General features: G+C 62.7%; 11 protein-coding genes and 3 tRNA genes. 9 read left to right on the top strand and 5 right to left on the bottom strand.

Annotated features, from left to right (window positions below):
* Window positions 1-213: 213 nt before the first annotated feature.
* From twy1 to R6U53_RS09965, 4 genes are all read left to right on the top strand, one after another.
* Complete coding sequence (twy1, locus tag R6U53_RS09980; RefSeq protein ID WP_410322214.1) at window positions 214-1,185, top strand: 4-demethylwyosine synthase TYW1; 972 nt, start codon at window positions 214-216, stop codon at window positions 1,183-1,185.
* 153 nt (window positions 1,186-1,338) lie between these two features.
* The gene (locus R6U53_RS09975; protein WP_410322213.1) at window positions 1,339-2,040 is read left to right on the top strand and encodes a DUF120 domain-containing protein; all 702 of its coding nucleotides are present in this window, start codon (window positions 1,339-1,341) and stop codon (window positions 2,038-2,040) included.
* Window positions 2,024-2,749 (top strand): 3,4-dihydroxy-2-butanone-4-phosphate synthase, encoded by a 726-nt coding sequence (gene ribB / locus R6U53_RS09970; RefSeq protein WP_410322212.1) that lies wholly within the window; start codon window positions 2,024-2,026, stop codon window positions 2,747-2,749. The genes R6U53_RS09975 and ribB overlap by 17 nt, the downstream gene beginning before the upstream one ends.
* A 65-nt stretch (window positions 2,750-2,814) precedes the next feature.
* Window positions 2,815-3,330 (top strand): hypothetical protein, encoded by a 516-nt coding sequence (locus R6U53_RS09965; RefSeq protein ID WP_410322211.1) that lies wholly within the window; start codon window positions 2,815-2,817, stop codon window positions 3,328-3,330.
* A 77-nt stretch (window positions 3,331-3,407) separates the two neighbouring features.
* Here the strand turns inward: R6U53_RS09965 and R6U53_RS09960 are convergent, their stop codons facing one another.
* The 3 genes from R6U53_RS09960 to R6U53_RS09950 form a co-directional block, all read right to left on the bottom strand.
* Complete coding sequence (locus tag R6U53_RS09960) at window positions 3,408-4,058, bottom strand: hypothetical protein (RefSeq protein WP_410322210.1); 651 nt, start codon at window positions 4,056-4,058, stop codon at window positions 3,408-3,410.
* A 343-nt stretch (window positions 4,059-4,401) separates the two neighbouring features.
* Window positions 4,402-4,530: a hypothetical protein gene (locus R6U53_RS09955; protein WP_410322209.1), complete on the bottom strand. Its 129-nt coding sequence runs from the start codon at window positions 4,528-4,530 to the stop codon at window positions 4,402-4,404.
* Between the two features lie 178 nt (window positions 4,531-4,708).
* Window positions 4,709-4,781: transfer RNA gene (locus R6U53_RS09950), tRNA-OTHER, on the bottom strand.
* A 168-nt stretch (window positions 4,782-4,949) separates the two neighbouring features.
* Here R6U53_RS09950 and R6U53_RS09945 point away from each other — a divergent pair.
* Genes R6U53_RS09945 through R6U53_RS09935 form a run of 3 tightly spaced genes read left to right on the top strand, consistent with a single transcriptional unit; the run spans window position 4,950 to window position 7,848 of the window.
* Window positions 4,950-6,350 (top strand): single-stranded DNA binding protein, encoded by a 1,401-nt coding sequence (locus R6U53_RS09945; RefSeq protein ID WP_410322208.1) that lies wholly within the window; start codon window positions 4,950-4,952, stop codon window positions 6,348-6,350.
* A 50-nt stretch (window positions 6,351-6,400) separates the two neighbouring features.
* Window positions 6,401-6,838: a histone gene (locus R6U53_RS09940; protein WP_410322207.1), complete on the top strand. Its 438-nt coding sequence runs from the start codon at window positions 6,401-6,403 to the stop codon at window positions 6,836-6,838.
* Window positions 6,835-7,848: a histone deacetylase family protein gene (locus tag R6U53_RS09935; RefSeq protein ID WP_410322206.1), complete on the top strand. Its 1,014-nt coding sequence runs from the start codon at window positions 6,835-6,837 to the stop codon at window positions 7,846-7,848. The genes R6U53_RS09940 and R6U53_RS09935 overlap by 4 nt, the downstream gene beginning before the upstream one ends.
* On the opposite strand, the gene cca is transcribed toward R6U53_RS09935, so the two are convergent.
* The gene (gene cca / locus R6U53_RS09930) at window positions 7,845-9,188 is read right to left on the bottom strand and encodes a CCA tRNA nucleotidyltransferase (RefSeq protein WP_410322205.1); all 1,344 of its coding nucleotides are present in this window, start codon (window positions 9,186-9,188) and stop codon (window positions 7,845-7,847) included. The two genes, R6U53_RS09935 and cca, sit on opposite strands and share 4 nt — an antisense overlap.
* A 139-nt stretch (window positions 9,189-9,327) precedes the next feature.
* On the opposite strand from cca, the gene R6U53_RS09925 reads away from it, so the two are divergent.
* Window positions 9,328-9,400 (top strand) — tRNA-Asn (locus R6U53_RS09925).
* Between the two features lie 48 nt (window positions 9,401-9,448).
* On the opposite strand, the gene R6U53_RS09920 is transcribed toward R6U53_RS09925, so the two are convergent.
* Entirely contained in the window at window positions 9,449-10,459 is a 1,011-nt protein-coding gene (locus R6U53_RS09920) for a hypothetical protein (protein WP_410322204.1), read from the bottom strand.
* A gap of 106 nt (window positions 10,460-10,565) precedes the next feature.
* Here R6U53_RS09920 and R6U53_RS09915 point away from each other — a divergent pair.
* Window positions 10,566-10,669, top strand: a tRNA-Ile gene (locus tag R6U53_RS09915).
* Window positions 10,670-10,829 lie beyond the last annotated feature (160 nt).

Genomic DNA, 10,829 nt, shown 5'->3' with positions numbered 1-10,829 from the left:
GTTTCTTCATGTCGGATAGCTCAGGCGACATAGTTGTGTTACCTTATGGCATAATATACTATGAAAGTGGTGATGAAACGAACCAACACACACGCCCGGAGCGTGCGTAAGGCCTAATCACGCGCCGTCCGTAGCCTCCACCGCCGGGGCCGTCGGTGACAGTCGACTCTCCCCGGCATTCTCACCGAGAGCATTATCCCCGTTGAGTCTGATATGCTGGATATGCCTAAACAGGTTGACGACCCTGATTATCACAGCGTCAATCACACCGCTGCCCAAACGTGCGGATGGACGAAAAACGCACTTGTAGGAGACGGCAGATGTTACAAGAACCACTTCTACGGCATCCAGTCACACCGTTGCATCCAGATGACGCCCGTCGTCAAGTGCAACGAACGCTGCGTGTTCTGCTGGCGCGATCACGCCGGTCACGCCTACGAACTCGGTGACGTCGAGTGGGACGATCCCGAGGCCGTCGCCGACGCCTCGATCGAACTCCAGCGGACGCTGCTGTCGGGCTTCGGCGGCAACGAGAAGGTCCCCGACCGGGCCTTCGAGGAGGCGATGAAGCCCCGTCACGTCGCGATATCGCTGGACGGCGAACCGACGCTGTACCCGTACCTGCCGGAACTCATCGACGCCTTCCACGACCGCGGGATCACGACCTTCCTCGTCTCCAACGGGACCCGACCATCGGTCCTCGAACAGTGTAACCCGACCCAACTGTACGTGAGCGTCGACGCCGCCGACCGACGGACGTTCAAAGAGGTCGTCAAACCGATCGAGGAGAACGCCTGGGAGCGATTGATCGAGACGCTCGACGTGTTGGCCGAGAAGGACGAAACTCGGACGGTCCTTCGGACGACGCTTTTGTCGGGACACAACACCCACCACCCCGAGTGGTTCGCGGCGATGTTCGACCGCGCCAACGCGGATTTCGTCGAGCTGAAAGCGTACATGCACGTCGGGAACTCCCGCGGTCGATTGGACCGCGACGTGATGCCCGACCACGAGGAGGTCCTCGAATTCACCGAGGCGGTTCAAGAGTACCTCCCGACGCACCCGTTCATCCGCGACGTCGCGGCTTCACGGGTCGCCCTTCTCGCGAGAGAGGAGGACACGATGGTCCCAGAACTGAAGGGTGGCAGCGACTTTTGGCGACGAGAACCGTACGCCGAATCGTAGTTCGGCTCGCCGCCGATTCGCCGCCTTCGACACGCTTTAAGCGATAACGGCCCAACGTTGAGTACGGCATCCGACTCGCTGGCCAAATTTTCCAAATTCGTTACGCATACCACATTCGGTACGATTAAGAGGGCCGATACCGTACGTTGATCCATGGCACAGACGACGGAACGCGCCGGTTACGACGAGTTGGCGACGCTGAAACTCGTCGCGCTCGACGGCGCGCTTGAGGGTCGGACGAGGACCACGTGTGCGGATCTGGCGGACCGACTCGACGCATCCAATCAGACGGCCTCCCGACGGCTCCAGCGACTCGACGACGCTGGGTATCTGAGACGGGAGATGACCGGCGACGGACAGATTCTCTCCGTTACGGACGCGGGCGAACGCGCCCTCCAGCGCGAGTACGCCGACTACCGCAGGCTCTTCGAGGGCGACGCGGACGTGACGCTTCGGGGGGTCGTGACGAGCGGCATGGGAGAGGGCAGCCACTACATATCCCTGCCGGGCTACATGCGGCAGTTCCGCGACCGCCTCGGCTACGAGCCGTTTCCGGGGACCTTGAACGTCGAGCTATCGGAGGAGGGCATCCGGACCCGCGCTCGTATGGACGCCCTCGATCCGATTCGAATCGACGGATGGGAAGACGACGATCGCACCTACGGCCCCGCCTTCTGCTGGCCGGCGACGATCGAGACGGCCGACGGTACTCGCTACGAGGGCGCCCATGTCATCGCCCCCGAGCGGACCCACCACGGAACGGAGCAACTCGAAGTGATCGCACCCGACCGACTCCGCGAAACGCTCTCGATCGACGACGGCGACACCCTTCAGATCCATGTCTCAGAGCAGTAAACACACCCGGGCGCTTCGCGGCGTCGACGCGACCATCTCGGCGTTCGCCGCCGGTGGGCCCGTTTTGATCCACGACGCGACCGACCGGGAGGGCGAGGTCGACCTCGTCTATCCCGCCGCGTCGATCGCGCCCGCCGACGTCGCGCGGATGCGAAACGACGCGGGCGGTCTCGTTTGCGTCGCACTCTCTGATTCGGTCTGTGACGCGTGGGACCTCCCGTTCGAGCAGGAACTGCTCGATCACCCGGCCGGGGCGGACCACGAACTGGGATACGACGAGCGCTCGTCGTTTTCGATCACGGTCAATCACCGCGACACGTTCACCGGGATCACCGACGAAGACCGCGCGCTCACCATCTCCGAACTCGGCGCCGCCGCCGGCCGAATCGCCCGAGAACACGTGGTCGCGGGCGACGGCGCGGCCGAGGCGATCGCCACCGACGCCGAGAGCTTCGCCGAGCGGTTCCGCGCGCCGGGACACGTCCACCTGCTCCGCGGTGCGCCAGACCTCCTCGACGACCGCGCGGGCCACACCGAACTCGGCCTCGCGCTGGCGGAGGCGGCCGGCGTCGAGCCCGCCGTCGTCGTCTGTGAGATGCTGGACGACGAGACCAACGGTGCGCTCTCGCCCGCGGCCGCGCGAGCGTACGCCGACCGACATAGCTTCCCGTACGTCGAGGGGAGCGAGTTGATCGCGCGGCTCGAATAGGGCGCGCTCCGCGTTAACTGAAGTCAGTCGTTGATTTTATACTGCGGTTGTGGAAATAAGTGGCTGTGTTCGTCCTCCAAGCTCTCAGTTCGATCTCGATAGCGATTCTGCAGGCGTCTCCGAACGTCGATATCGAACCCACGATCGGTATCGCCGGCGGCGCCATCAGTGCATTCGTGACGACGCTCATCGTCGGCGTGATCATGATCGCGGTGGCCCCCGAGTTCACCGAGCGGAGGATGGGCGAGGTCCTCGAGAACCCCGTCGGCTCGTTCGCCTACGGGATCGTCGCTTTGCTCGCCCTCTTCGTCTTGATCGTCGTCCTCGTCATCACGATCATCGGTATCCTCATCGCGATTCCGCTCGCGATCGTGGCGTGGGTCGTGTGGGCCGTCGGCGCGGTGATCGCCTATCTCGCGGTCGCGGACCGACTGATCGGCCGCGCCGACGGATGGCTAAAGCCACTGTTCCTCGCGGCGGGGATCAACGGGCTGTTGACGGTCACGGGCATCGGTGGTCTCATTTCGCTGTGCGTCGGGGCAGCGGGCTTCGGCGCGGTACTTCGGTCGCAGTTGGGATGAGTCGATCTCCGCCAGTTACCCATTCTGCTCTGAATCCCCTGGTCACTAAGTGTACTTGAAAGAGTAGAAAACCGAGATTAAGATCGGTTGCCGGTTAGACTTAGCTCGCCTGAGGCCTCGGCGATGGGGTCAACATCCTCGGTCTGAACCCCTTCACCACCGTCGCTCCCGAACACTTCGTTCACTTCGATAGCCTCAATTCTGTCTTCCGGTGCTGCGGGAAGGGGCGTATTCCAGTTGATGACAAACTCGTAGGACTGTTGGTCCGGTGATTCGGTCGCTTGGAACAGGCCCTGCACGTCCTCTTCAAGCGTAGTGAAGCTGCTCTCGTCCGATCCGGGATTCCGCTTGATGTATCCACCCGCCGTTCCGTCGCGCGTCGCTGCGTCTGCACCGCCCCAGCCGATTCGGAAGTCGTCGGAGACGCCCGTAACGGGGTCAACGACGCCGATATTGGCCTCCATGACGTAGGAGGTGTCATTGGAGGGCCAGTCCTCATAGACGCTATCGTCCAGTTCGATGCTGACGACGGTTCTTTGCTTCGCTGTCACTTCAGCAGTAATCCACGGAGGGTCGTCACTGGTCGTCAATTCCACGGAAGCCGGCCGGGCCTTCACGGAGCCGATTGAGCCGATTCCAACAACGGACGTGCCCGCCGCTCCGCCAATAGCTTTCAGTACTTTTCGCCGTCGAAACGGCTGGTATTTGCGGTTGATAGTTTTTTTCATTCCCAGGATGGGATGGTAATATGATATTGTCGCTGTAATATATTTATGTCACTAAAATATGATATTCTTGCATTCAAATCTGAACAGAGGCCTCCTTCGTGTCGATTGCGCGCTCTGTATTTCCCACGCTATCCTATCAGTTTCTGAGGGTTTCAACAGGCCCGGAGTAACTGACGTATGGCCTGTAGGCCTCGTTGAAATCCTCGCGGAGAGATGGGTTCCCGTCGGCGTGCTACGTGAAAAGCGCGAATCTTGTACTCCAGATCGTGCTGAAATTATCGGTAATGGTGCCCGTTCCGTTTTCAGTCCCCCTCGGGTTCATCCATACACTCGGTGCAAACTTTCAGATCACCCTCCCGGTAAAGTCCTCTTCGCCGTGATCCATCGAGTACATTAGTTCTTCGGTGATAACATCCGGCGAGATGTTTTGAAGATCCTCCACATCACGGCCGCATCGAGCAGATTCGACCATGCAATGAGAGAACACGGTCACAGGTGATAACGATCAAGGGGAATATCCGCACGTTTAGGCGTCCTCGGAACGCCTTGCGTTCTGATGTACGAACGGGACACGTTGGGCCTCGGTGACGTGGGACGAGTACGACGCTCCCTACACTGGCGAAACCCGCCCGAAGGCGGAGAGATAAGGACGTCCTGACGGAGATTTGAACTCCGGTCCCTGGCTCCGCAAGACAAGAGGATAGTCCACTACCCTACCAGGACTCACTTATCAGTATCCGGGTTCGACGTATATGGGTTACGGTTCGATGGCCGTGTCCGAGATTATTTAACGGGTGACGGGGCTATGCGGCGTATGCCACCCAGTTACCGCGCCGGATCGACCCAACACCGACAACGCTTTTCGGGAGGCCGTGTTTGCTCTCCGTAGCAATGGGCGCTATCGAGGAAATTTATCAGGACCTCGACGCCGACGTCTCCGAGGAGGAGTTCCGTGAGGCCGTCGAAGCGAAGGTAGAACAGATGGGTGGGCTCGCGGACGAGGAAACGGCCGCGATGCTCATCGCTCACGACCTCGACGGGGGCGAGGTCGAGACGATCGCGGACATCGAACCCGGACTGGAGGAGGTCAAGTTCCTCGGCAAGGTCACCGGCGTCGGTGAATTGCGGACGTTCGAGCGCGACGGCGACGACGAGGGCCACGTGCTGAACCTCGACGTGGCCGACGAGTCTGGGTCCGTTCGGGTCGCGCTGTGGGACGAGGACGCCATCGCGGCCGAGGAGGAGATCGCCGTCGGCGACGTGTTCCGAATCAAGGGACGGCCCAAGGACGGGTACAACGGAACCGAGGTCAGTGCCGATCGGCTCGAACCCGACGAGGAAGCCACGATCGACATCGATATCGGGGGGCGCGTGACGGCCGACTCGCTGTCGATGGGCCAATCCGATGTGAACCTTCAGGGGGTCGTACTCGATACCGGCTCGATTCGGACGTTCGATCGCGATGACGGCACCGAGGGTCGGGTGTCGAACCTGACGCTCGGTGATGAGACCGGCCGCGTCCGGGTGACGCTGTGGGACGAGCGCGCCGACGCCGCGACGGAACTCGCCCCCGGTCAGAGCGTCGAGGTCGTCGACGGCTACGTTCGTGAGCGCGACGGCTCGCTCGAACTCCACGTTGGGTCCCGAAGCGAGCTCCACGAACTCGACGAGGCGATCGAGTTCGTCCCCGATGCGGACGACATCGCCGATCTCGAAATCGGCCAGACGGTCGACATCGCTGGGGTCGTCCGCTCGGCCGACCCAAAGCGGACGTTCGACCGGGACGACGGCAGCGAGGGGCAGGTCAGAAACGTCCGCATCCAGGACAAGACGGGCGACATCCGGGTCGCGCTGTGGGGTGAGAAAGCGGACGCCGATCTCGGTCCCGGTGACGAGGTGTTCTGTGCGGACGTCGAGATTCAGGAGGGATGGCAAGACGATCTCGAAGCCTCCGCCGGGTGGCGCTCGACAGTCGCGGTCATCGACGGCGCGCAGCCGGATCGCGGTGCCGATTCGGCCGGGCTCGACGAGTTCGCGGACGGTTCCGCACCGGAAGCGTCCGCGTCGGCTGATGACGATGGCGAGGGAGACGCGGACGCAGACGTGGACTCGTCCGACGACGCCCCCGAAACGTTCACCGGAACGGTCGTTCAGCCGGGCGATCCCGTCATTCTTGACAGCGGCAAGGAGACCGTTCGCGTCGAGACCGACGCCGACGTCCACCTCGGTCAGGAGGTCACCGTTCGGGGCCGCCGCGACGGCGACCGGTTCCTCGCGGACGACGTCTTCTAGCCCGTCACGCGCTCGCAAAGATTAAGGCCGACTCGCTCCCCGTGTGATGTATGAGCGTCGAGTTACCGTTCGCCCCGGTCGATACGGTCATCCGACGGAACGCGGGGCAGTTGCGGGTCAGTGCCGAGGCCGCCGAGGAACTCGCCCGACGGATCCAACTGCGTGGAGCCGAACTGGCCGAAGACGCTGCCGAACGGGCGACGGCTGACGGTCGAAAGACGTTGATGGCCGAGGACTTCGACGCTCCGACTGTCGATAAGGACCTCCTCGAACTGCCGGTCGCACCCATCGATCGAATCGCCAGACTCGATATCGACGAACGATATCGGGTCTCGATGGACGCTCGGATCGCGCTCGCGGGCGAACTCGAATCGTACGCCGACACCGTCGCTACCGCCGCGGCCATCCTGGCCCGACACGCGGATCGACGGACGATCAAGGCGGAGGACATCACCGCGTACTACGAACTCGAACCGTACTTCGAATGAAGTTCGGCTATCGCGAAATCTGTTTAGATCACGATACCGGCCCGCGGCACCCCGAGACGGCCGACCGTCTCCGGGCGATCAGACGTGGGCTCGCCAAGCGTCACGGCGTCGAGTATCATGACGGCTCGCTCGCCGATCGGGCCGCGATCGAGGCGGTCCACGATCCCAACTACGTCGAGGAGATCGAAGCGTTCTGTGCCGACGGCGGGGGCACGTGGGACGCCGATACCGTCGCAGTCGAGGAGACGTGGGAGGCGGCACTGGCGTCGGCCGGCCTCGCTCGCTGGGCCGCCGAGGAAGCGATCGACGGATCCGACGGTCGACAGACTCCCTTCTCAATCTGTCGTCCCCCCGGACACCACGCCGAATTCGACGAAGCCATGGGTTTTTGTTTTTTCAACAACGCGGCCGTCGCCGCCCAGTGGGCGATCGACCAGGACGATAGCGTCGATCGTGCGGTCATCTTCGATTGGGACGTCCACCACGGAAACGGCACGCAGGATATCTTCTACGATCAAGACGATGTGTTCTACATCTCGATCCACGAGCGCGGGCTCTTCCCGGGAACTGGCGACGTACTCGAAACCGGCGGGCCGAACGCCCGAAAGACGATCCTCAACGCACCGCTTCCCGGCGGAAGCGGCGACGACGAGTACGCCGCCGTCGTCGACGAACTGCTCGATCCCGCCATCGAGCGGTTCGATCCGGATCTGTTCATCGTCAGCGCCGGCTTCGACGCGCACCGCCACGATCCGATCTCTCGGATGCGCGTCTCGACGGAGGGATACGGCCACATGACCGATCGCGTCCGGACGATCGCCGATCGCCACGACGCCGCCCTCGCGTTCGTCCTCGAAGGCGGCTACGGACTCGACGCGCTCGCGGAGTCAGTCGGCATGGTCCACGAGGTCTTCGACGGCCGGGAACCGGTCATCCCCGAGGGTGATGTCATCTCGAAGGCCCAGCGCGTGATCGACGACGTCCGCGACGCCCACGATCTGTACGACTAAGGTTTCGGATCGAAGTACTCGGCGAGTTCCGTCCCGAACGGTTCTGCGAGCACCGCCAACTCTCCACCGACGAGTATCTCGTGGTCGGCTTCGAGTTCCGACTCGACGTGCGGACCGAGCGAAACGTCGAACAGCGTCGAACGGACGAGCCCGTCGGGCGTCCGGGCACCACGTGCGCGCTCGACGACGTACCGTCCGTCTTCGTCGATGAACGGACCGGTCGCCGCCCCGTCTCGGTAGGCCTGATAAAATCCCTCGGCGTGCTCTCGCACGCCGACTGGCGGTCCGTCGTGTCTGGCGATCGCCGGAAGTTCGCCGACCGCACATTCGACGAGCAGGACGGCCTCCCCGTCCGCGAAACAGGAACTCCGGATCGGGGCGAATCCCGTTCGTTCGAGCGCTCCCTCGATACCGGCGAGGGATTTTTCGAGTTGTGGATACAGCTGATCGTCGACGATGTCCGGCGTCGAAAACCGGACCGCGATCGGCGTCGTTCCACGGCCGTCGATCGCCGATCGAACGTCGGTCTCGGATAGCGGTTTCGGAGTGTGCGTCTCGAATAACTCGACACGGGGATCGTTCGATAGCTCGCGGGCGTAGTGTATCGTGCGCGCGACGTTTCGAGCCGAGCAGACCGCGGCGACGTTCCGTTCGGGGTCGGTCGGATCGATCATCACCAGTGGATCGTCGAACGACCCTTCGCCGTGTCCCTCCGGATCGAATCGAAGCGGAGGATTCCAGTGGGTCGCGGCGTCGATGAACGCCCGAAAGCCGCCGTACTCCAACACGAGCAGCTCAGTCAAAAACCCGGAGAAACCCTTGGTCCGGAGATCGCTCCCGTACGCCCCGATAGCCGAGAGGAAGGCCTTCGCGACGCGGACGTCGTCGGCCACCGGCTCGATACGCCCGGTGAGATATTCCGTGTGAAACGGCGTTCTATCGACCGCCGAACGGATCTCGGCCGCATCGTCGACGGCGTAACACGGGACGCAATCGACGTCGAATCCGTGAAACCGCCCCTTCACGTAGGGGTGCTCTGCGAACTCCTCGTGTCCGTCCGGGAGCACCGCGTGGCCGACTTCGAGACCGTACCGTTCGAGCTCGTGTCGGTCGAGATCCGGAGAGAAGAGTACGAACAGATCGATGTCACGATCCCCGGCGAGCCACGTTCCACGAGCCGTCGACCCGACGAGTTTCGTTTCGGCCACGACTGGCAGCGTCTCGATCGCCGACCGCGCGCGTTCGGTGAGAGCCTCGACGGCCGATTCGAGGGCCTCGACCTCCGATTCGTCGGGGACGACGCGATCACGGATCTCACCGACGACCGATTCGAACGACATACCCGGCGTTTCGGCGTCGATTTATAAAGCGTGTCGGTGCGAACCGACTCGCCGCCCGCGAGTGCGACCAATTGACAGACAGGGCGGCGGTGAAGCGAAAGCCATATGAAGCAAATCGAAGTATGATGGAATGCGAAGGGCCGCCGTAGCTCAGTTGGTAGAGCACCTGGTTGTTACCCAGGTTGTCCCAGGTTCGAGACCTGGCGGCGGCGTCCTACCTTGTTTAGTGTCGTCGCATCCGCGGGTGGACGTATCCGCTGTTATGACTTGCCGTCTCTGAGCAGTCCCAACGCGCTGGCGATCTCGATCGGTGCTGGAAAATCGATCGCCTGCAGCTCCGAAAACACCTCCTCGGCTTCCGCCCGCAGCTCGCGGGCGCCCGGTACGTCCCCGTCGGCTCTGGCCTCCGAAGACAGCGCCATCAGTTCGGAACGTTCAGCCGCGAGATCGGTCCACCCTCCGGCGCTCTCGAACGCGTCTCGAAGTCGATCGCGGTCGACGGTTTCCGGTCGTTCCATGCCATCGAATCCGCGCTCGAGCTCGAGCGCCGTCTCGACCGACGCGTTCGTGGTTCGATACCGCTTCGCGGATCTCTCGAAGATCGGGGCCGCAGCATCGTACTCGCCATCGTTCCAGCGATTGACGGCCCGATTGTACTCCTGCGTTCCGGAGTTTCTGCCGGCCCACGCGTTCTCGAACGACTCGAGAACCTCCCGTCGCCGACCGTACTCCGGTAATCGATCCGCAATGTCGGTGGACATGATGTATGCTGGCTCGTCGTCGTGGTCGAGCCCGAGCGTGTGACCGAGTTCGTGTTGTACCGTGATCCGAACGTCGCCGGCCGGGCGGTTCGCAACGACGACTTCGACCGTAATCGGTCGTTCGGGTCTGTGCTCGGCCGTCAAAAGCGGCGCACAGCCGAGGATATCCGACGACGCGTGTTCTTCACAGCCGGCGAGTTCCGTTCGGGAATCCAGAAAGACGACCTCGACATCAGGCGGCCCCTCCGGTTCGGGTCGAAACGACACGCCGACGTCGGCGTATTCGGCGGCGTGGTCCGTCCAGAACGCCGCAGCGTCGACGGTGAGCGCTTCGAGATCGTGTTCGCTGTCGCTCCTGTCGACGATTCCGATCGTCGTCGTTCCTTTGAGGGGGTGATCATCGTCGGTGAGGACGCCGTCCGCCCGCTTTTCCACCTGTCCCTGTAGCTCCGCACAGCCCGCGAGTGCGACCGCAACGCCGGCGATCGCGTGGCGACGGCTCAACCCCATATCGGGGGTATGCGTCGAACAGGCGTATATGTCGCGGCCGATTCGACCACCGTAGTCGTGGCTATCCGGCAGACTGAAGGGGGACGGGCGGATAGCCTGATTCGTAGGGCCCTTAGCTCAGTGGTTAGAGCGCTCGGCTCATATTCCCGATCGCCTCGGGCGACGGGATGGGACACCGAGTGGTCGCTGGTTCGAATCCGGCAGGGCCCATCCATACCCCGAACGATTCTTAGCCGACCTAATTGGTGGATAGAACGCTTCTACCACCGTTTTTCTCATTTCAGCGTGAGTTCGACCGGTCATTTTTCTCTGGAGTTCACTCGGCCACCAAACGGGGGGCGCTGCCTTCCGGGCTTCTGTGATATTCGAA

It is taken from the genome of Natronomonas sp., assembly GCF_046483325.1.
Lineage (GTDB): Archaea > Halobacteriota > Halobacteria > Halobacteriales > Haloarculaceae > Natronomonas.
The sequence above is the reverse complement of the archived record's forward strand: the minus strand, read 5'-3'. Positions and strand labels throughout refer to the sequence as shown.

What these genes read in the sequence shown, in the direction of transcription:
- R6U53_RS09935 (WP_410322206.1), top strand. Translation starts at nt 6,835, where the DNA reads ATGAAGTTCGGCTATCGCGAAATCTGTTTAGATCACGATACCGGCCCG.
- R6U53_RS09920 (WP_410322204.1), bottom strand. Translation starts at nt 10,459, where the DNA reads ATGGGGTTGAGCCGTCGCCACGCGATCGCCGGCGTTGCGGTCGCACTC.
- R6U53_RS09945 (WP_410322208.1), top strand. Translation starts at nt 4,950, where the DNA reads ATGGGCGCTATCGAGGAAATTTATCAGGACCTCGACGCCGACGTCTCC.
- twy1 (WP_410322214.1), top strand. Translation starts at nt 214, where the DNA reads ATGCTGGATATGCCTAAACAGGTTGACGACCCTGATTATCACAGCGTC.
- R6U53_RS09955 (WP_410322209.1), bottom strand. Translation starts at nt 4,530, where the DNA reads ATGGTCGAATCTGCTCGATGCGGCCGTGATGTGGAGGATCTTCAAAAC.
- cca (WP_410322205.1), bottom strand. Translation starts at nt 9,188, where the DNA reads ATGTCGTTCGAATCGGTCGTCGGTGAGATCCGTGATCGCGTCGTCCCC.
- R6U53_RS09975 (WP_410322213.1), top strand. Translation starts at nt 1,339, where the DNA reads ATGGCACAGACGACGGAACGCGCCGGTTACGACGAGTTGGCGACGCTG.
- ribB (WP_410322212.1), top strand. Translation starts at nt 2,024, where the DNA reads ATGTCTCAGAGCAGTAAACACACCCGGGCGCTTCGCGGCGTCGACGCG.
- R6U53_RS09940 (WP_410322207.1), top strand. Translation starts at nt 6,401, where the DNA reads ATGAGCGTCGAGTTACCGTTCGCCCCGGTCGATACGGTCATCCGACGG.
- R6U53_RS09960 (WP_410322210.1), bottom strand. Translation starts at nt 4,058, where the DNA reads ATGAAAAAAACTATCAACCGCAAATACCAGCCGTTTCGACGGCGAAAA.